We start from the raw sequence: 24,240 nt of genomic DNA on the forward strand, positions 1-24,240 counted from the left end.
GCCGCTGCCTGGCAGCCGCGCGGGCTTTTCACATCTGACGTTCCCCATGTCCGCGGGCATCGCGCCCCTCTGAGCTCTCCTCCATGACGGCCTCCCGACTTGCCCGCCGCCTGCTGCCTTCGCCGGAGTCCCTGGAACAGACCAAGGGACTGAAGTGGCTCGGCCATTACCTGCGCGAGCGGCCCTGGCTGTGGGTGGCGCACCGCCGGCGCGTGGCGCTGGGGGCGGCGCTGGGGCTGGCGGTGGGCGTGATCCCGCTGCCGACGCAGATGCTGCTGGCGGCCGTCGTGGCGATCGTGTGCCGCGCCAACGTGGCGGCGGCGATTGCCGCCACCTGGCTGACGAATCCGCTGACCTTGGTGCCGATCTGGACGCTGGCGATCTTCCTGGGCCGCCAGGTGCTGGGCATCCACGGTCCGATTTCCGCGCCGAGGGAACTGGCGCTCAATTGGGGCGATCCAGCCAGTTGGTGGCCGGCCATCGGCCAGTGGCTGTCGGAGCTCGGCGCGCCGCTGCTGGCGGGCCTGCCCCTGGCGGGCCTGCTGCTGGGCGCGACGCTCTACGTCGTGGTCTACGTCGGCTGGTGGGCCGTCATCCGCCTCGAGCGCCGGCGGCGCCTGCGCGAACGCGCGCTGCGCCTCTGATCCTCCCCCGCCGTCCTCGGTCTCAAAACCGCCGAAGGACACCGCTGGTTGGGGACGGTGGGCCTTGGGGTTCCGGCGCTTGCCGCCGGGGCCCCATGGCCCAGCGGCCAACGCACCGGTCTCAGCAGGCCGACAGCCTCACGCCGGCAGATCCGCCATCGTGATGTCCTGCAGATGCCCTGCCGAGATCCTCAGCTGCCGCTCGCAGCGCGCCGCGATGGCCTGGTCATGGGTGACCATCACCAGCGTCGTTCCCAGTTCCCGGTTGAGTTCGAACATCAGCGCCATCACCTGCTCGCCGGTCGCGTAGTCGAGGCTGCCGGTCGGCTCGTCCGCCAGCAGCAACGCCGGCTGCTGCACGAAGGCCCGCGCCAGCGCCACGCGCTGCTGCTCGCCCCCCGACAGCACCCGCGGATAGTGCGACAGCCGCTGCCCCAGCCCGACGCGCTCGAGCATCTGCCGCGCCTGCGCGCGGGCATCGCGCTCGCCGCGCAGCTCCAGCGGCAGCATCACGTTCTCCAGCGCCGTCAGGTGGGCCAGCAGCTGGAAGCTCTGGAACACGAAGCCCAGGTGCGCGCCGCGCAGCGCGGCGCGGCCGTCCTCGTCGAGCGCGAACATGTCCTGCCCACGCAGCCGCACCGTGCCTTCGGACGGCGTGTCCAGGCCCGCGAGGATGGACAGCAGCGTGCTCTTGCCCGAGCCCGAGGCGCCGACGATGGCGACCGACTCCCTGGCCTGCAGCTGGAAATTGATGTCATGCAGAATGGTCAGCACGCCGTCGGCATCCTGGACCGACTTGCTGACGTGATCGACTTCGAGGATGTTCTGAGCCATGAATCAACCGCAGATGCGCCGCCGTGAATGGATGTTGCACTGTAGCGCCTGTGTCGCGACCCTCGCCGTGGCGGGGGCCCTGCCCGGGCCTGTCGCGGCGCAAGGCCGCACCGAAGGCGGCGCGGCCGCGGCGCGGGCACCGCGTCGCATCCTGGTGCTGGGCGACAGCCTGTCGGCCGAGTACGGCCTGGCCCGCGGCAGCGGCTGGGTGGCGCTGCTGGAGGCGCGGCTGAAGGCGCAGAAGCTGGGCGCCGAGGTGATCAACGCCAGCATCAGCGGCGACACCACCTCGGGCGGGCGCTCGCGGCTGCCGGCGCTGCTCCAGCAGCATCGGCCAACCCACCTGATCGTGGAGCTCGGCGGCAACGACGCGCTGCGCGGGCTGCCGCTCAAGATGACGCGCGAGAACCTCGCCGCGATGGTCCAGGCCGGCAAGGCCGCCGGCGCGAAGGTGATGCTGGTCGGGATGCAGATCCCGCCGAACATGGGCGCGAGTTATGCGCGCGATTTCGAGAACAGCTTCAAGACGGTCGCGCAGGCGGAGAAGGTGCCGCTGCAGCCCTTCCTGCTGGCCGGTGTGGCCGACCGGGCCGACGCGGCGGACTGGTTCCAGGGCGACCGCATCCACCCGCTGGCCAAGGCGCATCCGGTGATGCTCGACAACGTCTGGCAAGTCCTGCGACCGATGCTTTGACGAAACGCATCGGCCGCGCCGCTGCACCGGGAAATGCGAGGGCCGTCGGCGGGATCGCCGGCTGATGCATGCGAGAGATCTCCTAGACTCGCGCCCGCTCGCCTTCGACCCGTGCCGATGTCCCCCTTCAAGACCTTCCCCGTCGGGATCCGTGCCTGGATCCCGGTCCTGTTCCTGTGCGCCGCCTGCGCGGCCGCGATCGCCGCCGGCCATGACGGGCGCCGTGCCTGGCAGATGATGCTGCTCGCCCTGCCGGTGCTGCTGTGGCTGTGCTGGCCGGTCGCCGGCCCGGCCTGGCGGCGGCTGCGCGCGGTGGTCGCCTTCGCGGCGCTGGCCGGCTTCCTGATCGACGGCGCGCTGCGGGCCTTCCTCCAGCACCAGTACCAGGCCGCACCGGACAGCACGCTGGTGCTGGGGGCGATCGCGAACACCTCGCCGCGTGAATCGCTCGAATACCTGAGCTCGCAATTGCCCGCGATGACCGCGGCGCTGCTCGCACTGCTGACCGCGCTGACGCTGACCGGCGTCGCGATCCATCGCGCGGCGCGGGCGCCCGTCGCGCAGTCCCGGCCCGCGCGCCTCGTGCTGGTCGGACTGCTGGCGCTGTGCGCCCTCGCCCACCTCAGCAAGCCGTGGCGGCGGCACCATCCGCTGCTGTTCTGGCCGACCTGGACGCAGCAGGTCCTCGACCTGCGCGTCGCGTGGGGCGACCAGCAGCTGCAGCGCGCGCGGCTGATGCGCAACGCGCAGGCCGCGTCGCCCGCGGTGGCGACGGACGCGCCGTCGACCGTGGTGCTGGTGCTCGGCGAGAGCGTCAACCGCGACAACATGAGCCTCTACGGCTATGCCCGGCCGACGACGCCGGAGCTGATCGCGCTGAGCGCGGAGGAACGCGCCCGGCTGCTCACGCTGCGGCACGCGTGGTCGACGCAGGCGACGACGGTGGCCTCGCTCGCCGGCCTGTTCAGCTTCGGCGAGCGCGACGAGGACGATCCGGCCGGCGACACGCAGCACCTGCTCGCGCTGGCGCGCGGCGCCGGCTACAAGGTCTGGTGGGTCAGCAATCACGATGACGTGGCGGTCGACCAGCAGCATGCGCGGCTGGCCGACGCGGTGGAGATGATCAACCGGCAGCCGGGACGCTCGTCGGGCTCGCTGGACGGCGAGCTGCTGGACGAGGTCGAGCAGGCGCTGGCCGACCCCGCGCCGCGCAAGCTGGTCGTGGTGCACCTGCTGGGCGCGCATCCGCATTACCGGCTGCGGATGCCGCCGGGCGAGCATCCGTTCGACGGCGGCGGGGACGCGGTCGATGCCGCGATGACGCGCGACGGCCGCGCCGCCTGGGTCCGCGAGTTCCGCCAGGACTACGACGCGGCCATCCGCTATCACGACCGCATCGTGGCCGAGACGCTGCGGATGACGCGCCGTCACCTGCCCGCCAGCGGCCAGGCCGCGTGGATGTTCTTGTCGGACCACGGCCAGGAAGTGGGCCACACGCTGGACCACGCGGGACACAGCCCGGGCACGGCGTCGGGCTACCGCATCCCGGCGCTGCTGTGGCGCAGCGACGCGGCGTTCGACGCGCCCACCGCCGCCCGCCCCTTCCGCGCCGACTGGGCCGGCTGGACGCTCGCCGATCTGATGCGGCTGCGTTGGACCGGCATGCGCGACGAGCGCAACGTGCTCCACGCCGCCTACGCCTGGGAGCCGCCCGCGTTGCCGGTGAAGGACATCGCGTTCGAGCGCTAGCCGGCCCGCGGCGGTCGCGGCGCACGCCGCGCGTCAGCGTCCACCGGCCCCTACGGCATCCCAAGGCGCCACGGCCTTGCCGCGTCACGCGGGCATTCCGCTTGCCGTTTCCTTCCCAGCAAGGAGCACGGCATGAAGCGATCCGCGAGCGCCCCCCTCACCGTCGCCGACCCGTTGGCGGGCCCCGAGCGCCGAGCCAATCGCCGCGTCTCACGCGGTCGGTCGACTTCGAGCGGGGGGGCGTGATGGCCGCCGCCTCGCGAAAAGTCCTGCTGCTGGTCGATTTCATCAACCCGCTGCAATTCGACGGCGCGGAGGACCTCGCGCCGGCGGCGATCGAGGCCGCCACCGCCGCCGCCGCGCTGAAGCGGCGCTACCGCCGCGACGGCTTCTGCACGCTCTACGTCAACGACAACTTCGGCCAATGGCGCTCGGACTTCCGCACACTGCTGCGCGAATGCCGGCGCGGTGGCGGCGCGGCCGCGAAGCTGGCGCGCCTGCTGGCGCCGGACGAGGAGGACCTGATGGTGCTCAAGCCGCGGCATTCCGGCTTCCACGCCACGCCGCTGGAACTGCTGCTGGCGCAGCTGGGCGCGCGCGAACTCGCCATCACCGGCCTGGCGACCGACTACTGCGTCCAGTGCACGGCGATGGATGCCTACGTGCGTGGCTACCGCGTCTGGGTGCCGGCCGACTGCACGGCTGCTGAAAGCCCGGAGCGCAAGCACGCGGCGCTCGACTGGATCCGGCAGGCGCTGAAGGCCAGCATCGCGCCGTCGACGCGGCGCGCCTGAGCCGGCGGGCCGCTGATCCGCCTGCCACTCGTTTCGGTGGGCGGCCTCACGACACCAGTCGGACCTGACCGGAAGTCCACCAGCCGGAGTCATGGCCGCTCGGCGCTCCGGGTCCGAGGATGAAGACCTCCGCATCGCTCGCGTGGCAGGTGTGAATCACCTTGCCGGACAGGGCCTCGGAAAACTTCGACCCCATCCTCAATCCAACAAGGTGGACCCATGCGAGAGCTGACTCCGGAACGGGCGCCATGGCTGATCCTCTTCCTATCGGCCATCGCGGCCAGCCTCATCAATCAGCGGCTGCCCCATCCCTTCGGCGACGGCTTCTGGGCTCAAGCGGCAATGCAGGGTGCGACGCAGTTGGCGATCATGGGGCTGCTCCACGGACTGCGCCGCCTGCTGCGCCGCGACCCCGCTCGGCGCGGGAGATGCGCAGGCCGTTGAACACACCGACCCGCCTGCGCCCAGCAATACCGGAACCTCTCATGTGGCGCGCCGAGCCCGCCGGGCACCATGCTTGCCCGGTGGCTCCCGTCGTTGTCGCGGGAGATGCCGGTTGCCGAAGGACCCGATCCGTCGCCCCTGGTGGGCCCAGCTTGGCCCCGGCCTGATCACCGGCGCCGCCGACGACGACCCGAGCGGCATCGCGACCTACTCGCAGGCCGGCGCGCAGTACGGCTACACCGTCGGCTGGACCATCCTGGTGACCTTCCCGCTGATGGTGGGCATCCAGCTCGCCAGCGCGCGCATCGGCCGGATCACCGGCAAGGGCCTGACCGAGAATTTCGCCAAGCTGTGCCCGCGCTGGCTGGTGATGGCGCTGGTCGGGCTGCTGGTCGTCGCCAACGTGATCAACCTCGGCGCCGACCTCAGCGCGATGGGCGACGCGATGAGCCTGGCCGTCGGCGGTCCGCCGGGCGCCTACATCGTCGCCTTCGCGCTGCTGTCGCTGCTGTTGCAGGTCCTATTGCCCTATGAGCGCTACGTGCGGCTGCTCAAGTGGCTGACGCTGTCGCTGCTGGCCTATGTCGGCGTGGGATTCGCCGCGCAGGCGGACTGGGCGCTCGCGCTGCGCTCGCTCGTGCTGCCCGCGATGCACTGGGACCGCGAGTCCACGACCATGGTCGTGGCGATCCTGGGCACGACGATCAGCCCCTATCTCTTCTTCTGGCAGGCCGGCCAGGAAGCCGAGGAGATCCGCCGCATCGACGCCGACCGCCCGCTCGCCGTCGCGCCCGAGCAGGCGAAGCGGCAGTTCCGGCGGCTGCGGACCGACACCCTGGTCGGCATGGGTTTCTCCAACCTGATCGCGTTCTTCATGATCGTCGCGACCGCCGCGGCGCTGCACGCCCGCGGCGTCAGCGACATCCAGACCACCGCCCAGGCCGCCCAGGCGCTGCGCCCGGTCGCGGGCGATTTCGCCTTCGTGCTCTTCGCCGCCGGCATCGTGGGCACCGGCTTCCTGGCGCTGCCGGTGCTGGCCGGCTCGGCGGCCTACGCGGTCGCCACGCTGGCCGGCGTGCGGCGCGGGCTCGACCGCCCGCCAGGGACCGCCAAGGCCTTCTACGCCATCCTGGGCGGCGCCATGCTGCTGGGCCTGACGCTGAGCCTGGCCGGCTTCAACCCGATCAAGGCGCTCTACTGGTCGGCGGTGATCAACGCCGTCATCTCGGTGCCGATCATGGTGACGGTGATGATCGCCGCCTCCCATCCGTCCATCGTCGGCGCGCTGCGCATGCCGCCGCTGTGGCGCACGCTGGGCTGGCTCGCCACCGCCGCGATGGCGCTGGCGACGCTCGCGATGATCGTCCTGCAGACTTCCAGCACCCTCGGGGCCGGTCGCTAGACTGGCCCGATGAGCACCCCCACCGCCCCGCTGCACGACGCCTGGACCCTGCGCCTGGACGAGGTCTGGCGCCGCGCGCCCGCCCTGTCCGGCGCGCAACTGGTCGCCGAGATCGACGCGCTCGCCGCCGAGCGCCCCGCCGACGACGGTCGCGCCCTGTTCGAACGCGCCTGCGCGCGCGACACCGCCGGCCTCGAAGCGCAAGCCGAGCCGCTGTACCGCGCCGCGCTCGAGAGCGGCCAGCTCGATCCCTACCGGCGCACCCGCGCGGTGATCCAGCTGGGCAGCACCTTGCGCTGGCTCCAGCGGCTGGACGAGAGCGAGGCGCTGCTCGCCGGCGAGCTCGCCCACCACATGCAGCCCGGCCACGACCGTCCGCTGCATGACGAGGCCCGCGCGCTGCTCGCGCTTACCTATGCCGCCCAGGGCCGCGGCGCCGAGGCCGCCGGGCTCGCGCTGGCCACGCTGGCGCCGCGCCTGTCGCGCTACAACCGCTCGCTGCTGGCCTGCGCCCGGCAGCTTGCCGGCGAGGTCTGGGACGACGGCGACGCCGCGCCCACCGGTCCCGCGCCGGTCGAGCTCGTCGAGGGTCGTTTCCTGCTGCGCCCCTATCGGCCCGGCGACCTGCCGGACTTGGTCGCCGCGGTGCGTGAGTCCCACGTGTCCATCGGCCGCTGGATGGCCTGGGCCCACGCGGACTTCTCCACCAGCGACGGCGCCGCATGGCTGGACCATTGCGCGCGCGGCTGGCAGTCGGGCACCGCCTTCGAGTTCGGCATCTTCGACCGCGACACCGGCGCCTTCATCGGCGCCGGCGGGCTCAACTCGCTGCATCCGGTGCATCCGTTCTGCAACCTCGGCTACTGGGTGCGCAGCGCCTGCCAGGGCCAGGGCGCGGCGTCGGCCGCGGTGCGGGCGCTCAGCCGCCATGCCTTCGAGCGCCTGAAGCTCGCCCGCGTGGAGATCGTCGTGGCCGACGGCAACGCGGCCAGCCTGGCGGTCGCGCGCCGCTGCGGCGCCCATTACGAGGGCCTGCTGCGCCAGCGCATCCGCGGCACCGACGGCTCGGCGTGGGACGCGCACATGTTTTCGCTGACGGCGGCGTGATACCTTCGTCCGGATGAGCACGCATCTCCCCGACGACACCACCACCCCGATCCAGGAACCCCGCCTGTGGCGCGACGAGCGCTGGACCGCGCAGGTGATCAAGAACGAAGACGACGAAGGCTGGGCCGTGGCGATGACGCTGGCCGGCGAGTCCGAACCCGCGCTGGTCGGCCCCTGGACCATGGGCCGCGACAAGAAGAACCCCAAGCCGCTGGACGCGGCGGCCTTCCACACGCTGGTGAAGACCGCCTCCGAGGTCCTGCGCCGCCATGAGCAGCAGCTGCATGCCCAGCTGCACAAGAGCCTCAAGCTGGACACCGGGTCCGGACGGCTGCACATCCTGCTGGACATCGTCCCGGACGAGGACAACCCCTATGCGCTGCTGAGCGCCCGCGACGAGCAGGACGAGCTGGTCGCCCAGGTGCGCGTCGCGGCCAACTTCCGCCTCACCGAGGCGAGCGCCGCCGCCTGGGTCGAGAACGACTTCCTCAAGCCCTGAAGCGCTGGCCCTGGCGCTGGCGCGCCACGGCGCCGCTCCGATCGCGACCTTCCCTGCCGTGACCACCTTCCTGGACTTCGACCTGCTGCGCAGCCTGCTGGCCGTGGCCGAGACCGGCTCGCTGGGCAAGGCCGGCTCGCGGGTGGGCCGGACGCAGTCCGCGATCAGCATGCAGATGCAGCGGCTGGAGGAGGTCGCCGGCCAGCCGCTGCTGCACCGGGGGGCGCGCGGCGTGACGCTGACGGCCGCCGGCGAGCGCCTGGTGGTCCACGCCGGCGAGCTGCTGCGCCGGCACGACGAGGCGCTGGCCGAGCTGCGCGGCGCGCGCATGTCCGGCGTGCTGCGCTTCTGCTGCCCGGAGGACTACGCGGTCGCCCTGCTGCCGCACCTGCTGCAGGGTTTCGCGAGCCTGCATCCGCAGGTGCAGATGGAGGTCGTGTGCGCGCCCACGCCGCGCCTGCTGGAGCTGCTGGCGCGACATGCCGCCGACCTGGCGCTGGTGTCGATCCAGGACGGCGCCGAGGGCGTCGGTGGCGAGGTCATCCGACGCGAGCCGCTGGTCTGGGTGGCGCGGCGCGGCGCCGCGGTGGCCGGCCTGACGCCGCTGCCGCTGGCTCTGGGCGCGCCCGACGCGCTGGACCACGTGCTGGCGAAGCGCGCGCTGGAGGCGCAGGGCCGGGCGTTCCGGATCGCGCATGCGAGCAGCAGCCTGGCCGGGCTCGTCGGCATGGCGCGCTCGGGACAGGCGGTGACGGTGCTGACCCGCACCGCCGTGCCCGACGACCTGGAGATCCTCGACGAGGCCCACGGCCTGCCGCCGCTGCCCGCGGTCGCGCTGACGCTGGCCTTCGACCGGGAGCGGCCGACGCCGCTGACCGCCGCGTTCGCGGCGCACGTGCGGAAGTTTCTGCCCACCGCCTGACCCACGCGCCGTTCGTCGCCGAGCCGGGTCGCCGCTCCCCTGCGCCGCTGATGGGTCGCATCAAAACAATTGGCTTCCGTGGCGAAGGCCCGCTCCGTACGCTCGCCGGGTTCATCGTTGATGGGAGGACCCGATGTCACGCAATGCCGACCCGAGCTTCTGGGCGCGTTCACGCCAGCACCTGATCCGTTACGGCGGCAGCTTCGAGCCGCTGATCATCGAGCGCGCCCGCGGCAGCTTCGTCTACGACGCCGACGGCCGCGCGATCCTGGACTTCACTTCCGGCCAGATGAGCGCGCTGCTCGGCCACGGGCACGCGGAGATCGCCACGGTCATCGCCGAGCATGCCGCCGGGCTGGACCACCTCTTCAGCGGCATGCTGAGCCGCCCGGTGGTCGACCTGGCGACCCGCCTGGCGGAGGTCGCGCCGGCGGGGCTCGAGCGGGCGATGCTGCTGAGCACCGGCGCCGAATCGAACGAGGCGGCGATCAAGCTGGCCAAGCTCTACACCGGCCGCTACGAGGTGGTGGGTTTCGCGCAGTCCTGGCACGGCATGACCGGCGCGGCGGCGTCGGCGACCTACTGCGCCGGCCGCAAGGGCTACGGCCCGGCGGCGGTCGGTTCCTTCGCGATTCCCGCGCCCAATCCCTACCGGCCGCGCTTCGGCGGCCTCGGCGCCGAGGCCTGGGAGGCCGAGCTGGACTACGCCTTCGACCTGATCGACCGGCAGTCCAGCGGCAACCTGGCGGCCTTCATCGCCGAGCCGATCCTGAGCTCGGGCGGCCTGATCGACCTGCCGCCCGGCTACCTGCGCGCGCTGCAGCAGAAATGCCGCGAGCGGGAGATGCTGCTCATCGTCGACGAGGCGCAGACCGGCATCGGGCGCACCGGGATGATGTTCGCGTGCGAGCGCGACGGCGTGACGCCGGACATCCTGACGCTGTCCAAGACGCTGGGCGCGGGCATTCCGCTGGCGGCGGTGCTCACCACCGCCGAGATCGAGGAGCGCTGCCATGAGCGCGGCTTCCTCTTCTACACGACCCATGTCTCCGACCCGCTGCCGGCGGCGGTCGGCCTGAAGGTGCTGGAGATCGTGGCGCGGGACGGGCTGGTGGCGCGGGCGCGGGTCGCCGGCGCGCGGCTGGAGGCGGGCCTGCGCGCGCTGCAGCGCGAGTTCGACTGCATCGGCGACGTGCGGGGCCGCGGGCTGCTGCTGGGGGTGGAGATCGTCCGCAGCCAGGCCGGCAAGGAGGCCGCGCCGGAGCTGGGCGCCGCCATCACCCGGGCCTGCATGGCGCGGGGATTGAGCATGAACATCGTGCAGCTGCCGATGATGGGCGGCGTCTTTCGCATCGCGCCGCCGCTGACGGTCAGCGACGAGGAAATCGACCTGGGCCTGTCGCTGCTCAAGCGCGCGATCGAGGATGTGATCTGAAGCCGGTGCGGCGCGTTCTCACGGACGCGCGTTGCGCCGCTGCTCCCGCAGCATGAACAGGTAGAGCCCCTCCACTTTCTCCCGCGCCCAGGGCGTCTTGCGCAGGAACTTCAGGCTGGACTTGATGCTCGGCTCGAAGGCGAAGCAGCGCAGCGGGATGCGTTGGTCGAGACCGTCCCAGCCATAGGCCTCGACCAGCGCGGTCAGCAGCGCTTCCAGCGTCACGCCATGCAGCGGATTGCGGGGTTGGGCGGGGGGAGTCGGGACGGGGTCGGTCATCCGGCGATTGTCGTCGGGGCGGCCTCGATCGGCAGGGTCAGCCGGACGCCACCACGGGGAAGCGTCCGCCGATCTCGCGCATCAGCTCGGTCGCGGTGGCGGTGAGGCCGCGCGCGACGGCGCCATCCCAGGCCGCGTCGAACGCGCCCGACGGGCCGATCACCGTCAGCGCCAGGGCCATCTGCGCGTCGCTGTCGAAGACCGGCACGGCCAGCGCGCTCACGCCTTCGACGATGCCGCCGACGGAGCGGTGCATCGCCCGCGTGCGGATCTCCTCCAGCGTCCGAGCGAAGGCAGCCCACGGCGGCACCTCCTGCGGCCGGTCGTGGCGGCCGACGCGGGCCAGGTCCGCGGGCCCCTTGCGGCGCGCCTCGGCCAGCATCGCCTTGATCTCGACCTCCGGCCGGTAGGCCGCGAACAACGGCCCCGACGCGGTGTCCGACAGCGACACCACCGTCCCGTGCCGCATCGTCACATGCACCGCCGCGGGCGACGCGGCGGTTCGCACGATCGTCGCGCCCTGCGAGCCCCACACCGCGATGGCCGCGGTGTGGCCGATCTCCTCGGCCAGCGCGTCCAGTCGCGCCGTCGCCAGCCGGACCGGATCGATCTGCTGGATGCCGATCAGCCCCATCTCCATCGCCAGCGGACCCAGGCCGTAGTAGCCGGTCGCCGGGTCCTGCCGCATCAGCCCGAGCTTGCAGAAGCTCACCAGATAGGGATGCGCCTTGGCCGGGCTCATCCCGGCGGCCTGGGACAGCGCCTTCAGCGGCAGCGGCTGGCCGCGCGCCGCGGCGGCCTTCAGCAGCCGGCCGCCGACCTCGATGCTCTGGATGCCGCGCCGGTCCTCGCGGTCCTCGCGCTCATCTCGGTCGTCGGCAGTGTCTTCGGTGCTCATGCTTGTCTCGGTCAAGGGCGGGGCGCAGTATCCATCGCGGCCGCGCCCGCCGCGATTCAGCATTGTTGAACACATTCAGCCAACCGGCTATATTCGCGATCAACAAATCAATTCTGCTTTGCTGAATTTCGCAAGCAGACGCCAGGAGACCTCATGACCCAGCCGACCAAGCAGTTCGCCAGCCACGCCGACGTCGAGGAGAAGCAGGTCTCCTTCGTCAAGCTCAGCGACAACGCCTACGCTTACACGGCCGAGGGCGATCCCAACACCGGGATCATCATTGGCGACGACGCGGTGATGGTCATCGACACCCAGGCCACGCCGGTGATGGCGCAGGACGTCATCCGCCGCATCCGCGAGGTCACCGACAAGCCGATCAAGTACGTGGTGCTCAGCCACTACCACGCGGTCCGGGTGCTGGGTGCCTCCGCCTATGCGCCGGAGCAGGTGATCGCCAGCCGCGACACCTACGACCTCATCGTCGAGCGCGGCGAGCAGGACAAGGCCAGCGAGATCGGCCGCTTCCCGCGCCTGTTCCGCAATGTCGAATCGGTGCCCGCCGGGCTGACCTGGCCCACGATCACCTTCCAGGGCGCGATGAGTATCTGGCTGGGCCGGCTGGAGGTGCAACTGCTGCAGCTCGGCCGCGGGCACACGAAGGGCGACACCGTCGCCTGGCTGCCGGAGCAGAAGATCCTCTTCTCCGGCGACCTGGTCGAGTTCGACGCCACGCCGTATGCCGGCGATGCGTATTTCGCGGACTGGCCGCAGACGCTGGACAACATCGCCCGGCTGGAGCCGCGGGCGCTCGTTCCGGGGCGTGGCGCGGCGCTGACGACGCCAGAGTCGGTCGCGCAGGGGCTGGCGGGGACCCGGGCCTTCATCGCCGACCTGCATGCGTCGGTGAAGGCCGGCGTGGCGGCAGGCAAGGACCTGAACGCCGTCTACAAGGACACCTTCGCGGTCATGAAGCAGAAGTACGGGCACTGGGTCATCTTTGATCACTGCATGCCCTTCGATGTGACGCGCTGCTATGACGAGGTGACGCAGTTCCGCGATCCGAGGGTCTGGACCGCGGAGCGGGATCAGGAAATGTGGAGGACCTTGGAAGGCTGATGGCCCTCACCCCCACCCTCTCCCGCAAGCGGGAGAGGGAGTCCGACCGGCTGACTGCTGGCCTGGGAACACCTCGATGAATGCCAACCCGACCGTGGTGTCGCCTGAGGTCGACTACCAGCGCATCGTCTATCCGTACCGTCGCAGCGCGGACCAGTACGCGCATGCGCGCGGCGACGTGGCGCGGCATCCGGTCGTCGTCGTGGGCGCGGGGCCGGTGGGGCTGTGCGCGGCGATCGACCTCGCGCTGCAGGGTGTGCCGGTCGTGCTGCTGAACAACGACGGCCGGCTGTCGGTCGGCTCGCGCGCGCTGTGCTTCGCCAAACGGACACTGGAGATCCTCGACCGCCTGGGTTGCGGCCAGCGGCTCGTCGACAAGGGCGTCTCCTGGGGCGTGGGCCGGGTGTTCTTCCGCGACGCGCAGGTCTACCAGTTCGACCTCCTGGCCGAGTCCGGCCACCAGCGCCCCGCCTTCGTCAACCTGCAGCAGTACTACGTCGAGGGCTTCCTCGTCGAGCGCGCGCTCGAACTGCCGCTGCTGGACCTGCGCTGGCACCACGGCGTCACCGGCGTCGAGGCGCGCGACGACCACGTCGCATTGACCCTCGAGACGCCGGACGGCCCCTACACGCTGCTGGCCGATCATGTCGTCGCCTGTGACGGCGCGCGCTCGACGGTCCGCCGCCTGATCGGCCAGGAGAGCCACGGGCGCACCTTCCAGGATCGCTTCCTCATCGCCGACGTGCGCATGAACGCGCCCTTCCCGGCCGAGCGCTGGTTCTGGTTCGACCCGCCCTTCCACCCCGGCCAGAGCGCGCTGCTGCACCGCCAGCCCGATGGTGTCTGGCGCATCGACTTCCAGCTCGGCTGGGATGCCGATCCAGAGTTGGAGAAGCGGCCCGAGCGCATCCTGCCGCGGGTGCGCACGCTGATGAGGGAGGCCTCGCGCGCCGCGGGCGGCGACGGCGCGGTGCCGGACATCGAGCTTGTCTGGGCCAGCGTCTACACCTTCGCCTGCATGCGCATGGACAGCTTCCGCCATGGCCGCATCCTTTTCGCCGGCGACGCCGCGCATGGTGTCTCGCCCTTCGGCGCGCGCGGCGCCAATTCCGGCATCCAGGACGCGGACAACCTCGCGTGGAAGCTGGCGGCCGTCGTGCAGGGCCGCGCCCCGCTCGCGCTGCTCGACGGCTACGCCCGCGAGCGTGAGCTCGCGGCGGACGAGAACCTCCTGCACTCCACGCGCTCCACCGACTTCATCACGCCCAAGAGCGAGATCAGCCGCGTCTTCCGAGACGCCACGCTGACCTTGGCCAAGGATTTCGACTTCGCCCGCCGCCTGGTCAACAGCGGCCGCCTGTCGGTGCCAACGACGCAATACGGCCAACCCGCACCAGACGCACCGATCCGCATCGATGGCCATGACGACTGGCTGCTGCGCCAGATGCGTCCGGGCCGCTTCACCGCCCTGGTCTTCGACACCCCGCCCCCCACGAAGGGCGGACAGCGAGTCTCACTGGGGCCGGAATGGGGCTTGGGGGTCCAGGAGGGATCCCCCATGCCCCGTGGAGAGCCCGCGCCTGGCCTCCCGCAGGTAGACGTGGCAGTCCGCCCACTGCCGGACCTGCCCCACCTCCCGCACGAGGACGTGCCTGTGCTCCTGCGCATCAACGACGCGTCCGACCCTCACGGCCTGGTCCGCGCTCGCTACGACGCCGAGCCGGGCCTTGTGGTTCTGCTGCGTCCGGACCAGCACGTCTGCGCCCGTCTCCACCACCCGACCGCGGCCGAACTCCAATCGGCCCTGCGCCGTGCGCTGGCGCAGGATGCCGCCCTCGAGGAGACGCCCGCATGCCGCTGATCACCTCGCCCAATTTCGACGCCGGCGACGACTTCTACGAAGCCTTGCTCGCCGCGCATCAAGGTCTCGAACCCGCGCAGAGCCACGCCTTCAACGCGCGGCTGATCCTGCTGCTTGCCAACCACATCGGCCGTCAGGACGTGCTGCTTGAAGCGCTGTCCGCGGCCGCCCGTTCCACTTCCAGCGATGCCCCGCCCGCGGGCGCCGCTTCCCACGAGGACCCGCATGAACGCACCTGAGCCCCTTCGCACGGCCGAGCCCGGCGCCGCCGCGCCGAACGCGCCCCGCTACCAGAGCGGCTTCGGCAACCAGTTCGAGACCGAGGCGATCCCCGGCGCCCTGCCGCGCGGCCGCAACAGCCCGCAGCGCGCGCCGATGGACCTCTACCCGGAGCTGCTCTCGGGCAGCGCCTTCACCGCGCCCCGGGTCGAGAACCGCCGCACCTGGTTGTACCGCCGGCAGCCGTCGGTGGTGACCGGCGCCTTCCATGCCTATGAGCAGCCGTTCTGGACCAGCGGCGCCGCCGGCGGTGTCGCGGCGCCGCCCGACCCGCTGCGCTGGCATCCGTTCCCGATGCCGGACGATCAGCCGGGCGCGACCAGCGTCGACTTCATCGACAGCCTCAAGACCATCGTCAGCAACGGCGACCCCGATGCGCAGACCGGCATGGCCGCGCTGATCTACGCCTTCAACCGTCCGATGATGCGCCGCGCGCTGATGAATGCCGACGGCGAGATGCTGATCGTCCCGCAGCAGGGCGGGCTGCGGCTCACGACGGAGATGGGCGTGCTGGACGTCGTGCCCGGCGAGATCGCGCTGATCCCGCGCGGCGTGACCTTCCGGGTCGAGGCGCACGACGGCGCGGCCCGCGGGTATGTCTGCGAGAACTACGGCGCCGCGTTCCGGCTGCCGGAGCTCGGCCCGATCGGCTCCAACGGCCTGGCCAATCCGCGCGACTTCCTCGCGCCCGTGGCCGCGCACGAGCCCGAGGGTGCGCCTTACGAGGTCATCCGCAAGACCGGCGGCGCGCTGTGGCGCAACGCGCAGGCGGTGACGCCGTTCAACGTGGTCGCCTGGCACGGCAACCTGACGCCGCTGAAGTACGACACCGCGCACTTCATGACGATCGGCTCGATCAGTTTCGACCATCCCGATCCGTCGATCTTCACCGTGCTGACCTCGCCCAGCGACACGCCCGGCACCGCCAACTGCGACTTCGTGATTTTTCCGCCGCGCTGGCTGGTGCAGGAGGACACCTTCCGTCCGCCCTGGTACCACCGCAACGTGATGAGCGAGTTCATGGGCCTCATCCACGGCCAGTACGACGCCAAGCCCGAGGGCTTCCGCCCCGGCGGCGCCAGCCTGCACAACTGCCTGGTGCCGCACGGCCCGGATGCCGATGCCTTCGAGGCGGCGAGCACGCGGACGCTCACGCCGCAGAAGCTCGATCACACGCTGGCCTTCATGTTCGAGAGCCGCTGGCGCTTCCGCCCGTCCGAATGGGCGCTGCGCGGCGGCGCGCTCGACGCCGACTATGCCGCCTGCTGGGGCGGGCTGAAGGACAAGTTCAAGCCGGCGTGAGCCGTCGCCGCTCGCGCTCCGGGAGCGCTCTCAAGCACACGAACAACGAAAGACCTGATCCGATGACCGACCTCGACCACACCCACGACCCGGCGCTGCGCAGCTGGGTCGCGTCTGCGAATGCCGCGGACACCGACTTCCCGATCCAGAACCTGCCGCTGGGCATGGCCCGCGCCACCGGCTCGACCGGCGCCTTCCGCCCGGTGACGGCGATCGGCGACCAGGTGCTGGACCTGATCGCCGCGGCCGAGCTGGGCGCGCTGTCGGACGCGCTCGGCGCGGTCCTGCGCACCTGCGAGGGCCTCGGCCTGAATCCGCTGATGGCGATCGGGCCCGGCCTGCGCCGGCAGCTGCGGCATGAGCTCGTCGCGGCGCTCCAGGACGATGCCGGGCCGAAGCAGGCCGCCCTGCTGGCGCCGGCGCTCAAGCCGATGAGCGAGGTCGAGATGACGCTGCCCTGCCGCATCGGCGACTACACCGACTTCTACGCCGGCATCCATCATGCGACGGCGGTGGGCAAGCTCTTCCGCCCCGACAACCCGCTGCTGCCCAACTACAAGTGGGTGCCGATCGGGTACCACGGGCGCGTGTCGTCGATCGGCGTCAGCGGGCAGACCTTCCGCCGCCCGCTGGGCCAGACCAAGGCGCCCGAGGCCGAAGCGCCGGGCTTCGGGCCGGTCAAGCGGCTGGACTATGAGCTGGAGGTCGGCGCGCTGGTGGCCACCGGCAACGAGCCGGGCCGTCCGGTCCCGATCGACGAGGCGGAGCAGCACCTGTTCGGCCTGGTGCTGCTGAACGACTGGTCCGCCCGCGACCTGCAGGCCTGGGAGTACCAGCCGCTGGGTCCGTTCCTGGCGAAGAGCTTCGCGACGACGATCTCGCCGTGGGTGATCACGATGGAGGCGCTGGCGCCGTTCCGGCGCGCCTTCACGCGGCCCAACGGCGATCCGCGGCCGCTGCCCTACCTGGACGGCGCCGCCAACCGCGAGCGCGGCGCCATCGGCATCCGTCTGGAGGTCCACCTGCAGACGCGCGCGATGCGCGACGCGGGCCAGGCACCCGCGAAGCTGATGGCCTCGGACTTCGCCGATGCCTACTGGACGGTCGCGCAGATGCTGACGCACCACGCGAGCAACGGCTGCAACCTGCAGCCGGGCGATCTCTTCGGCTCGGGGACGATGTCCGGTCCCGCGGCCGACCAGGGCGGCTCGTTGCTGGAACTCACCCAGGGCGGCAAGCAGGCGATCACGCTGCCCGGCGGCGAGCAGCGCACCTTCCTGCAGGACGGCGACAGCGTGGCGCTGGTCGGCCGCTGCGAGGCGCCGGGGCGGCGCGCGATCGGCTTCGGGCCGTGCGTGGGCACGGTGATGCCGGCGGTGGCCTGAGGGGTCGTCGGGTCGCCGGGCCGCCGGGCCGCCGGGCCGCCGGGCCGCCGGGCAGCGTCTCAGGGCATGGCGCGCGCGAGCGCCTGCCCCGCCGCCCGCACCGCCTGCACGATCTGCTCGACCTCGACGCAGCCGTAGCCCATGCACAGCCCGTGCACCGAGGGCTTGCCCAGCGCGTACGCGGACAGCGGCAGGACGCCCGGCATGTGCTGCTGGACCGTGTCCAGCAGCACCGGCATCGCCGCAGGCCGGCGGGCCCGCACGCTCAGGTGCAGGCCGGCCGCGCCGGGCAGCACCTCCACCCAGCGGCCCAGCGCCGCGTCCAGTCCCTTGACCAGCGCTTCCCGGCGTTGCCGGTAGATCGGCCGCATGCGGCGGATGTGGCGCGCCAGATGCCCGTCCGCGATGAAGGCGGCCAGCGTCGCCTGGGTCACCGCGTCGCCGTGTGAATCGCTCGTGCGCCGGATGTCCACCAGGGCATCGCGCGCCCAGGGCGGCGTCACCACGAAACCCTTGCGCAGCGACGGGAACAGGCTCTTCGAGAACGTGCCGACGTAGAAGACCCGCCCCTCGCGATCGAGCGTCTGCAGCGCGTCCTGCGCATGGGGCTCGAACTGGAACTCGCCGTCGTAGTCGTCCTCCACGATCACCGCGCCCAGCTCGCGCGCGCGGGCCAGCAGCGCCTGGCGCCGCGCCGCGGACATCACCGCGCCGGTGGGCATCTGGTGCGACGGCGTCACGCAGATCACCTTCACGCCGTCGGGCAGGCGGTCCACGCGCAGACCCTCCGCATCGACCGGCACTCCGACCAGCCGTGCGCCGGCCGCGGCGAAGGCCGCGCGTGCCGGCATGTAGCCGGGGTTCTCGAGCGCCACCATCGTGCGCCCCGGCGTCACGAGCAGCCGGGCCAGCAGGTCGAAGGCCTGCTGCGCGCCGGAGGTGATGAGCAGGTCCCCGGGCTCGCAGACCACCGCGCGGACGAAGGCCACATGGCCGGCGATGGCCTCGCGCAGCGCCGGCAGCCCTTCCGCCGGCCCGTACAGGAAGGACGATCGAGCCAGGGTCCGCAGTGCCCGCGCCGTCAGTCGTCGCCAGGTGTCGTGCTCGAAGCCGCGGTCCTCGGGGACGCCGGTGCGGAACGAGCGCGCCGGCAGCGGCCGCGCGTGCGCGATGCGCGGCGCGGGCTGTCGCCAGGCGGGAGCGATGCGGACGTCCTCCGCGCGGCTCACCGTCGACACCCCGCCCCGTGCCGCCGCGCGTCGCGCCGGCTCGGCGGGCGCGATCACCCGCGGCCGCGCGCCGGCGCGCGCCTGGGCGTGGCCTTCCGCCACCAGCAGGTCGTAGGCGGCGACCACCGTGTTGCGGCCGACGCCCAGCACCTCGGCCAGGCGCCGCGTGGACGGCAGCGCGAAGCCCGCCGGCAGTTGCCGCTCCAGGATCGCCGCCCGCAGCTGGCGATGCAGCGAGCGGGTCAGCCCGCCGTTGCGGACGTCGTCCAGGTCCAGTTCAAAGGGCAGAACTGGTTCCATGAGATTGCTCGAAACTGGCGCTTTCATCGGGCCAGCGTATCCGTAGAGTACCGACTCATGCAACACCACCTCTGCGACACCTGCGGCACGCAATTCGCGCTCAGCGACGCGCCGCCACGCGCTTGCCCGATCTGCCAGGACGACCGTCAGTACGTCGGCTGGAGCGGCCAGCACTGGACCACCCATGAGGCGCTGGCCGCGCGCTTCAAGCTGCGCATCGGCGAGGACGATGGCCTGCTGGCCTTCGCGGTGGCGGGCAGCTTCGCCATCCCGCAGCGCGTGCTGCTGCTGCCCACCGAAGCCGGCAATGTCCTGTGGGAATCGCTGAGCCTGGTCACCGACGAGGCCGTCGCCGCGCTGCGCGAACGCGGCGGCGTCGACCGGATCGTGATCTCGCATCCCCACTTCTATTCGTCGATGGTGCAGTGGAGCGAGGCCCTGGGCGGCGTGCCCATCCTGCTGCATCACAACGACCGCGCCTGGGTGCAGCGGCCCGCGCGCTGCATCGAGCACTGGCAGGGCGACCGGCTGAGCCTGGGCGCCGGCATCACGCTGGTGCGCACCGGCGGCCACTTCCCCGGCAGCACGGCGCTGCACTGGGCGACCGGGCCGCGCGGCGGCGGCGCGCTGTTCGTCGGCGATTCGCCGCAGGTCGCATCGAACCGGCGCAGCGTCAGCTTCCTGTACAGCTCGCCGAACTTCGTGCCGCTCGGGCCGCGCGAGGTGATGGCGATGCGCGAGCGCCTCGCCGGCCTGGCCTATGACGATGTGTATGGCTACAGCTGGGGGCGCAACATCATCGGCGGCGCGCAAGCCGCGGTGGAGGCCTCGTTCGACCGCCACCTCCAGATCATGACCACGGCCTGAACCGGCCTGAATCTGCCTGAACCGAAGAAGGAGCCTCCATGCCACTCGTCCGCATCTCCCTGCTCAAGGGCAAGTCCCGCGAGCATGTGCGCGCGATCGCCGACAGCGTCCACCAGGGCCTGATCGACGCTTACAAGATCCCGCCCGACGACCGCTTCCAGCTGATCCACCAGCATGACCCGGAGGACTTCATCTTCGATGCCGGCTACCTCGGCATCCATCGCAGCAGCGACGTGGTGTTCATCCACCTGGTGGCCGGCAACTGGCGCGACACGGCGCAGAAGCAGGCGCTCTACCAGGCCATCGCCGACCGGCTGGCCATCAGCCCCGGCCTGCGGCGCGAGGACGTGCAGATCGTGCTGAGTTCCAACCAGCGCGACGAGTGGTCCTTCGGCAACGGCGTGGCCTCCTACGTGAAGGCGGACGGCAGCGGTCCATGAGCGGCGAGCCCGCCGCCATTTCGTTTCCCTGGCGGCACGGATGTAAGCCCTTGTGATCAGCGGGCGGCCAGATGCAAGCAAACGCGCGCGCAGCGCGCGCCGGGACCGGAGGTTGCCGCGTCCAGCGCATGTTTTCTCCTCTGAAAGGACCCGACATGCCGCCGACGCGACTCCTTGCCACCGCCTGCCTCGCCGCCGCGCCGCTGCTTTCCTTCGCCCAGGTCACCGTCAAGAACGACGGCCAGTGGCGCGCCCTGTTCACCGCCGGCGCGAGCGTCTCCTCCGGCAACAGCGACTCGACCACCGTCAACCTGAGCGGCGAAGCCGTCAAGGCGAGCACCACCGACAAGCTCTCGCTCAACGGCCGTGCGATGTACCTCAAGGACGATGACTCGGACGCCGAGCAGCGCTACGCCTTCGGCGCGCATTACCAGCGCGATCTCACCGATCGCATCTTCGGTTTCGGCCAGTTCGACGCGCTCAAGGACGAGCCGGCCAACCTGTCCTCGCGGCTGTCGGTGGGCGGCGGCGCCGGTTACCACCTGATCAAGCGCGACGACCTGACCTGGGATGTCTCCGGCGGCCTCGGCTACACGCACGAGCGCTACGTCGCGCCCGCCATCGTCGATGGCGTCACCCGCAGCCGCTACGGCAACCTCGAGGTGCTGCTGGCCGAGGAGTCCAACCACAAGGTCTCCGACAACACGACGCTCAAGCAGCGGCTCGCCTACCTGCCCGACCTGCGCAACAGCGGCGAGTACCGCGCGACCTTCGACGGCGGCCTCTCGGTCGCGATGACCAAGCGCCTGAGCCTGACCGCCACCGTCCAGCACCGCTACGACAGCAATCCCGGCGAAGGCCTCAAGAAGAACGACACGCTGTTCATCACCGGCGTGTCGTTCAGGATCGACTGAGCCCGGCGCTCAACGTTCCATCTGGCGCGGGCCGGGTTCGCCGCGGCCGCGCGGCGGTTCCGCACGCGGCGCCGGCGCCGGTGCCGGACGGGATGGCTCGGCGCGCGGTGCCGGCGCAGGCGCTGCCGGGCGGGGGGCCTCCATGCGCGGTTGCGGCTGCGGCATCGGACGCGGCGCTTCCACCCGCGGCTGCTCCATGCGCGGTTGTTCCATCCGCGGCTGCGGACGCTCGGAGCGAGGCTGCTCGGCGCGCGGTGGCTCGAAGCGCGGGGACTCCACGCGCGGTTGCTCGATCCGCGCCGGCGGCGCCACGCGCACCGGATCCTGGCGTTCGGGCCCTTGCCAGTCGCGGCCACGGTGGCCCCAGTCGCCCCGGCCGTTGCCGCGATCGTTACCGCGATCGTTGCCATGGTCGTTGCGCTCGGCGCCGTCCTGGCCGCGCGGACGCCACGGATCCCGGTCACCTTCACGTCGCTCGGATGGACGCTGGACGTCCGGACCACGCTGCGGCACCACCGTCTGTGCTGCCGGTGACGGCGCGGCCGTGGGCAGTTGGGGTCGGACGGTGGCCGCGTCGGGCTCCGGTCGGATCACGCCGCGCACTGGCCGGCTGTCGCCGGGGCGTGCGTCGCCGATGTTGTCCGGACGGCCATCGCCATTGCGGTCGAGGTAGGGCCGACCTTCGCGGCCATCCGGGCGGCCATCGGGGCGGCCGTCACGGTCGCGGTCGATGAACGGCCGGCCGTCCGGGCGGCTGTCGGCCTGCCCGCCCGGCCGCGGCGGCCAGGAGCGCTGCGGCTGCAGCGCCGTGGCGGGCAGCGGCGCGGCCACCGGCCGTTGCGTGAACAGGGCGCCATGCTCGCGTTCATGGCGGTAGTACGGCGGGCGTTCGCCCGGCCGCACGACGGTCGCGGGATTCGGCCCCGGATTGACCCGGCGCCAATAGGCCTGGCTGTAGCGGTAGGACGGCGTCCACGCCTCGCGCGGCGCCAGCGGCACCCAGCCACCGTAGCGCGGCGGCGGCGGACGGCGTCCGCCCCCGACGACCACGCCGACCGAGATCCCCGGCCCCACCCAGCCCACCAGCGCCGGCGCGTAGGCCGGCCGGCGCACGTAGGGCCCCGGCACCCAGCACCAGCGGTCGCGCCAGTAGGCCCAGCGGCCGTAGTGGAAGGGCGCGAAGCCCCAGGGCATGTCGTCGACCCAGGTGTAGCCCCAGCGCGCGCTCCACACCCAGCGGCCGTAGCGGTACGGCGCCCAGTCGGCCACCACCACCGTCGGCACCCACACCGCGCCGTAGTCGGGGCTCTGCTCCCAGGCGCCGTAGCGCGCCAGGTCCTCGGCGCCGGTCATCTCGGGCGAGACATAGGGCACGGGCGTGCCGCTACCCACCAGCGGCTGCGCGCCGAGGTCACGGTTGTCCTCGAGGATCAGCCGCGCGAAGCCATCCTGCTGCAGCGGCTGGCGCTCGGTGCGCGGGCCGTTGTCCCACCAGAACTCCGCCTGCTCGTTCGTGCCCAGCCAGACCGGTTGCGCGTCGGTCGCGCGCGAGTCGAAACGCAGCTTGCCCTGCCAGGCCTGCGCCTCGCTGCCGCGGTCCAGCTGCGAGACGCGGTACAGGCCCTCGCGCTCGAAGCCGAAGCGGCCCTCCAGCGTGCGCAGCGTCCATTCATCCGCCGACTCCTGGCCGCGCACGCGCAGCCCCACGCCGCCCTTGACGATCTGCACCGCGATGCGGGAATCGGCGAGCGCGTTGAACTCGATCTCGCTGCGCTGGTCCATCCACAGCGTCGCCGTCCCGATCGTCACCGTGGCGCCGCTGCCGTCGTCGGCGCGCAGGCGATCGCCCTCGCCGACGGTCTGGTTGCGGTGCATCTGCACCCATTCGCGCTCTTCGGCGTCGTACAGCCAGACGGTGCCGGTCATCTCGGCCAGTCGTCCGGCGCGGGACGGAGCATCCGCCCAGGCCGGCCCATGCGCCAGCGCCGCGGCCAGCGCGAGCAGCAGCATCGCCAGGGTCATCGGCCAACGCGCCCTCGGCACGCCGGCCGGCCATCGATTCAGGGACTCAGTCATGACCAGTAGCCTCCCCCGGAGGACGCCGGGGCTGCGGGACGCGGAGTTCCGCGATCGTTTCTTAACGCGGCGACGACAAGCCGGTGCACGGATGCTTACAACTTGTCGCCCTGTTGCCGAACCGTCAATCGGGCAGCGTACACCTGCGCCCGGCGCCGAGCGCCGGCCTGCCTCAATCGTCGGTGCTCGGGTCCAGGCCCGGGAACAGGATCTCGGTGAAGCCGAAGCGGCTGAAGTCCTTGATCCGCATCGGATAGAGCGTGCCCACCAGGTGGTCGCATTCATGCTGGACGACGCGGGCATGGAAGCCCTCGGCCTCGCGATCGATCAGGCCGCCGAAGGCGTCGAAGCCGCGATAGCGGATGCGGCTCAGCCGCGGCACCACGCCGCGCAGGCCCGGCACCGACAGGCAGCCTTCCCAACCCTCCTCGGTCTCGTCGGTCAGCGGCTCGATCGTCGGATTGATCAGCACCGTCATCGGCACCGGCGGCGCCTCCGGATAGCGCTCGTTGCGCTGGAAGCCGAACACGACCACCTGCAGGTCCACGCCGATCTGCGGCGCGGCCAGGCCGGCGCCGTTGGCGGCCTTCATCGTGTCGAACATGTCCTCGAGCAGCGCGCGCAGCTCCGGCGTGTCGAAGGCCTCGACCGGCTGGGCATGGCGCAGCAGGCGGGGATCGCCCATCTTCAGGATCTCTCGAACGGCCATGGCGGGGTCCTCAATGCGGTGGGCTTCTGGGGAAGCGTGGGAACGGGCGAACGGGGAACGG

Annotated in this window: 24 protein-coding genes; 18 read left to right on the forward strand and 6 right to left on the reverse strand. The window is 71.8% G+C overall.

Annotated features, from left to right (window positions below; all coding sequences use genetic code 11):
* Positions 1-83 precede the first annotated feature (83 nt).
* Entirely contained in the window at positions 84-644 is a 561-nt protein-coding gene (locus FHT37_RS11725; protein ID WP_091734054.1) for a DUF2062 domain-containing protein, read from the forward strand.
* A gap of 138 nt (positions 645-782) precedes the next feature.
* Here FHT37_RS11725 and FHT37_RS11730 read toward each other — a convergent pair whose 3' ends face one another.
* The gene (locus FHT37_RS11730) at positions 783-1,478 is read right to left on the reverse strand and encodes an ABC transporter ATP-binding protein (RefSeq protein ID WP_091734056.1); all 696 of its coding nucleotides are present in this window, start codon (positions 1,476-1,478) and stop codon (positions 783-785) included.
* On the opposite strand from FHT37_RS11730, the gene FHT37_RS11735 reads away from it, so the two are divergent.
* The 9 genes from FHT37_RS11735 to FHT37_RS11780 all read left to right on the forward strand — a co-directional run bounded on the left by FHT37_RS11735 (position 1,477) and on the right by FHT37_RS11780 (position 10,524).
* Positions 1,477-2,172 (forward strand): arylesterase, encoded by a 696-nt coding sequence (locus FHT37_RS11735; protein WP_254783600.1) that lies wholly within the window; start codon positions 1,477-1,479, stop codon positions 2,170-2,172. The genes FHT37_RS11730 and FHT37_RS11735 overlap by 2 nt on opposite strands.
* Before the next feature lie 117 nt (positions 2,173-2,289).
* Complete coding sequence (locus FHT37_RS11740; RefSeq protein ID WP_183481561.1) at positions 2,290-3,921, forward strand: phosphoethanolamine transferase; 1,632 nt, start codon at positions 2,290-2,292, stop codon at positions 3,919-3,921.
* A gap of 245 nt (positions 3,922-4,166) precedes the next feature.
* The gene (locus FHT37_RS11745; protein ID WP_183480968.1) at positions 4,167-4,715 is read left to right on the forward strand and encodes a cysteine hydrolase family protein; all 549 of its coding nucleotides are present in this window, start codon (positions 4,167-4,169) and stop codon (positions 4,713-4,715) included.
* 219 nt (positions 4,716-4,934) lie between these two features.
* Complete coding sequence (locus FHT37_RS11750) at positions 4,935-5,159, forward strand: hypothetical protein (RefSeq protein WP_183480971.1); 225 nt, start codon at positions 4,935-4,937, stop codon at positions 5,157-5,159.
* A gap of 112 nt (positions 5,160-5,271) precedes the next feature.
* A complete protein-coding gene (locus FHT37_RS11755) occupies positions 5,272-6,561 on the forward strand; it encodes an NRAMP family divalent metal transporter (RefSeq protein WP_183480974.1) in 1,290 nt (429 codons plus the stop codon).
* Positions 6,562-6,570: 9 nt separating this feature from the next.
* A complete protein-coding gene (locus FHT37_RS25130) occupies positions 6,571-7,668 on the forward strand; it encodes a tetratricopeptide repeat protein (protein WP_221211002.1) in 1,098 nt (365 codons plus the stop codon).
* A gap of 13 nt (positions 7,669-7,681) precedes the next feature.
* Entirely contained in the window at positions 7,682-8,167 is a 486-nt protein-coding gene (locus tag FHT37_RS11770; protein WP_183480977.1) for a hypothetical protein, read from the forward strand.
* A 58-nt stretch (positions 8,168-8,225) separates the two neighbouring features.
* Positions 8,226-9,089: a LysR family transcriptional regulator gene (locus FHT37_RS11775; RefSeq protein ID WP_183480980.1), complete on the forward strand. Its 864-nt coding sequence runs from the start codon at positions 8,226-8,228 to the stop codon at positions 9,087-9,089.
* A 133-nt stretch (positions 9,090-9,222) separates the two neighbouring features.
* Positions 9,223-10,524, forward strand: a complete 1,302-nt coding sequence (locus FHT37_RS11780) for an aspartate aminotransferase family protein (RefSeq protein ID WP_183480983.1) — start codon at positions 9,223-9,225, stop codon at positions 10,522-10,524.
* Between the two features lie 18 nt (positions 10,525-10,542).
* On the opposite strand, the gene FHT37_RS11785 is transcribed toward FHT37_RS11780, so the two are convergent.
* Together FHT37_RS11785 and FHT37_RS11790 are read right to left on the reverse strand one after the other, a co-directional pair.
* Entirely contained in the window at positions 10,543-10,803 is a 261-nt protein-coding gene (locus tag FHT37_RS11785) for a VF530 family DNA-binding protein (RefSeq protein ID WP_183480987.1), read from the reverse strand.
* Between the two features lie 37 nt (positions 10,804-10,840).
* Positions 10,841-11,701, reverse strand: coding sequence for an IclR family transcriptional regulator (locus tag FHT37_RS11790; protein WP_183480990.1), 861 nt, complete (start codon positions 11,699-11,701; stop codon positions 10,841-10,843).
* 153 nt (positions 11,702-11,854) lie between these two features.
* Here FHT37_RS11790 and FHT37_RS11795 point away from each other — a divergent pair, with 153 nt between their 5' ends.
* The 5 genes from FHT37_RS11795 to fahA all read left to right on the forward strand — a co-directional run bounded on the left by FHT37_RS11795 (position 11,855) and on the right by fahA (position 17,644).
* Positions 11,855-12,817, forward strand: coding sequence for an MBL fold metallo-hydrolase (locus tag FHT37_RS11795; RefSeq protein ID WP_183480993.1), 963 nt, complete (start codon positions 11,855-11,857; stop codon positions 12,815-12,817).
* Between the two features lie 76 nt (positions 12,818-12,893).
* Entirely contained in the window at positions 12,894-14,678 is a 1,785-nt protein-coding gene (locus tag FHT37_RS11800) for an FAD-dependent oxidoreductase (RefSeq protein ID WP_183480996.1), read from the forward strand.
* Positions 14,669-14,917, forward strand: coding sequence for a DUF2783 domain-containing protein (locus FHT37_RS11805; protein WP_091734073.1), 249 nt, complete (start codon positions 14,669-14,671; stop codon positions 14,915-14,917). Before FHT37_RS11800 ends, FHT37_RS11805 begins: the two co-directional genes overlap by 10 nt.
* Entirely contained in the window at positions 14,904-16,259 is a 1,356-nt protein-coding gene (gene hmgA / locus FHT37_RS11810; protein WP_183480999.1) for a homogentisate 1,2-dioxygenase, read from the forward strand. The genes FHT37_RS11805 and hmgA overlap by 14 nt, the downstream gene beginning before the upstream one ends.
* A 62-nt stretch (positions 16,260-16,321) precedes the next feature.
* Positions 16,322-17,644, forward strand: coding sequence for a fumarylacetoacetase (gene fahA / locus FHT37_RS11815; protein WP_183481002.1), 1,323 nt, complete (start codon positions 16,322-16,324; stop codon positions 17,642-17,644).
* Between the two features lie 59 nt (positions 17,645-17,703).
* Here the strand turns inward: fahA and FHT37_RS11820 are convergent, their stop codons facing one another.
* A complete protein-coding gene (locus FHT37_RS11820; protein ID WP_183481005.1) occupies positions 17,704-19,173 on the reverse strand; it encodes a PLP-dependent aminotransferase family protein in 1,470 nt (489 codons plus the stop codon).
* Between the two features lie 57 nt (positions 19,174-19,230).
* Between FHT37_RS11820 and FHT37_RS11825 the strand changes: the two genes are divergently transcribed.
* From FHT37_RS11825 to FHT37_RS11835, 3 genes are all read left to right on the forward strand, one after another.
* Complete coding sequence (locus FHT37_RS11825) at positions 19,231-20,040, forward strand: MBL fold metallo-hydrolase (RefSeq protein ID WP_183481008.1); 810 nt, start codon at positions 19,231-19,233, stop codon at positions 20,038-20,040.
* Between the two features lie 38 nt (positions 20,041-20,078).
* Positions 20,079-20,480 carry a tautomerase family protein gene (locus FHT37_RS11830; RefSeq protein ID WP_183481011.1) on the forward strand — a complete coding sequence of 134 codons (402 nt, stop codon included), beginning with the start codon at positions 20,079-20,081 and terminating at the stop codon, positions 20,478-20,480.
* A gap of 155 nt (positions 20,481-20,635) precedes the next feature.
* A complete protein-coding gene (locus FHT37_RS11835; protein WP_183481014.1) occupies positions 20,636-21,394 on the forward strand; it encodes a YdiY family protein in 759 nt (252 codons plus the stop codon).
* A 9-nt stretch (positions 21,395-21,403) separates the two neighbouring features.
* Here the strand turns inward: FHT37_RS11835 and FHT37_RS11840 are convergent, their stop codons facing one another.
* The gene (locus FHT37_RS11840) at positions 21,404-23,470 is read right to left on the reverse strand and encodes a DUF6600 domain-containing protein (RefSeq protein ID WP_183481017.1); all 2,067 of its coding nucleotides are present in this window, start codon (positions 23,468-23,470) and stop codon (positions 21,404-21,406) included.
* A 172-nt stretch (positions 23,471-23,642) separates the two neighbouring features.
* A complete protein-coding gene (gene def, locus FHT37_RS11845) occupies positions 23,643-24,179 on the reverse strand; it encodes a peptide deformylase (protein ID WP_183481020.1) in 537 nt (178 codons plus the stop codon).
* Between the last annotated feature and the right edge of the window lie 61 nt (positions 24,180-24,240).

This window comes from Mitsuaria sp. BK037 (genome assembly GCF_014193045.1).
GTDB lineage: Bacteria > Pseudomonadota > Gammaproteobacteria > Burkholderiales > Burkholderiaceae_C > Roseateles.

Bases quoted from the DNA above. Each gene is read 5' to 3' on its own strand.
- FHT37_RS11725 (WP_091734054.1), top strand. From the start codon at position 84: ATGACGGCCTCCCGACTTGCCCGCCGCCTGCTGCCTTCGCCGGAGTCC.
- FHT37_RS11735 (WP_254783600.1), top strand. From the start codon at position 1,477: ATGAATCAACCGCAGATGCGCCGCCGTGAATGGATGTTGCACTGTAGC.
- FHT37_RS11730 (WP_091734056.1), bottom strand. From the start codon at position 1,478: ATGGCTCAGAACATCCTCGAAGTCGATCACGTCAGCAAGTCGGTCCAG.
- FHT37_RS11740 (WP_183481561.1), top strand. From the start codon at position 2,290: ATGTCCCCCTTCAAGACCTTCCCCGTCGGGATCCGTGCCTGGATCCCG.
- FHT37_RS11745 (WP_183480968.1), top strand. From the start codon at position 4,167: ATGGCCGCCGCCTCGCGAAAAGTCCTGCTGCTGGTCGATTTCATCAAC.
- FHT37_RS11750 (WP_183480971.1), top strand. From the start codon at position 4,935: ATGCGAGAGCTGACTCCGGAACGGGCGCCATGGCTGATCCTCTTCCTA.
- FHT37_RS25130 (WP_221211002.1), top strand. From the start codon at position 6,571: ATGAGCACCCCCACCGCCCCGCTGCACGACGCCTGGACCCTGCGCCTG.
- FHT37_RS11770 (WP_183480977.1), top strand. From the start codon at position 7,682: ATGAGCACGCATCTCCCCGACGACACCACCACCCCGATCCAGGAACCC.
- FHT37_RS11780 (WP_183480983.1), top strand. From the start codon at position 9,223: ATGTCACGCAATGCCGACCCGAGCTTCTGGGCGCGTTCACGCCAGCAC.
- FHT37_RS11785 (WP_183480987.1), bottom strand. From the start codon at position 10,803: ATGACCGACCCCGTCCCGACTCCCCCCGCCCAACCCCGCAATCCGCTG.
- FHT37_RS11790 (WP_183480990.1), bottom strand. From the start codon at position 11,701: ATGAGCACCGAAGACACTGCCGACGACCGAGATGAGCGCGAGGACCGC.
- FHT37_RS11795 (WP_183480993.1), top strand. From the start codon at position 11,855: ATGACCCAGCCGACCAAGCAGTTCGCCAGCCACGCCGACGTCGAGGAG.
- FHT37_RS11800 (WP_183480996.1), top strand. From the start codon at position 12,894: ATGAATGCCAACCCGACCGTGGTGTCGCCTGAGGTCGACTACCAGCGC.
- FHT37_RS11805 (WP_091734073.1), top strand. From the start codon at position 14,669: ATGCCGCTGATCACCTCGCCCAATTTCGACGCCGGCGACGACTTCTAC.
- hmgA (WP_183480999.1), top strand. From the start codon at position 14,904: ATGAACGCACCTGAGCCCCTTCGCACGGCCGAGCCCGGCGCCGCCGCG.
- fahA (WP_183481002.1), top strand. From the start codon at position 16,322: ATGACCGACCTCGACCACACCCACGACCCGGCGCTGCGCAGCTGGGTC.
- FHT37_RS11820 (WP_183481005.1), bottom strand. From the start codon at position 19,173: ATGGAACCAGTTCTGCCCTTTGAACTGGACCTGGACGACGTCCGCAAC.
- FHT37_RS11825 (WP_183481008.1), top strand. From the start codon at position 19,231: ATGCAACACCACCTCTGCGACACCTGCGGCACGCAATTCGCGCTCAGC.
- FHT37_RS11830 (WP_183481011.1), top strand. From the start codon at position 20,079: ATGCCACTCGTCCGCATCTCCCTGCTCAAGGGCAAGTCCCGCGAGCAT.
- FHT37_RS11835 (WP_183481014.1), top strand. From the start codon at position 20,636: ATGCCGCCGACGCGACTCCTTGCCACCGCCTGCCTCGCCGCCGCGCCG.
- FHT37_RS11840 (WP_183481017.1), bottom strand. From the start codon at position 23,470: ATGACTGAGTCCCTGAATCGATGGCCGGCCGGCGTGCCGAGGGCGCGT.
- def (WP_183481020.1), bottom strand. From the start codon at position 24,179: ATGGCCGTTCGAGAGATCCTGAAGATGGGCGATCCCCGCCTGCTGCGC.